The organism is Kitasatospora sp. SC0581, assembly GCF_048159585.1.
GTDB lineage: Bacteria > Actinomycetota > Actinomycetes > Streptomycetales > Streptomycetaceae > Kitasatospora.
The window spans coordinates 1-376 of the sequence record NZ_JBLRWA010000213.1 but is presented as its reverse complement, the minus strand read 5'-3'; the positions used below and the strand labels follow the sequence as shown (position 1 = coordinate 376).

At 73.7% G+C, this 376-nt stretch carries 1 protein-coding gene; it reads right to left on the bottom strand.

Annotation, left to right across the window (positions count from 1 at the left end; genetic code table 11):
• A partial coding sequence (locus ACLWS4_RS37830; RefSeq protein WP_416876547.1) for a hypothetical protein occupies positions 1 to 376 on the bottom strand: 376 nt, incomplete at both ends.

Here is a 376-nt window from a genome sequence, read left to right as displayed (position 1 = left end):
GGCGACGCGGTCCGGCCCCACCACCGAGGCCAGGATGGCCCGATCGGTGTGGTCCTCGCCGACGGCGCTCACGTCCACATCCACCACGCCGGGCCAGGACCTGAGCTGGGACTCGATCGCGGCGAGCTCCACACGGTGGCCGCGGACCTTGACCTGACGGTCCCGGCGGCCCCGGAACACCAGCTCTCCGGTCGCGTCCCAGCAGACGATGTCGCCGGTGGCGTAGGCGCGTTCGCCGTCGAGCCAGGGCACTGCGACGAAGGCCGCAGCCGTCCGCTCCGAGTCCCCCAGGTAGCCGTGGGCGAGACCCAGGCCGGTGGTGTACAGCTCCCCCTCAACTCCGGACGGCACCGGCTGCCCCGCGCCGTCGACCACC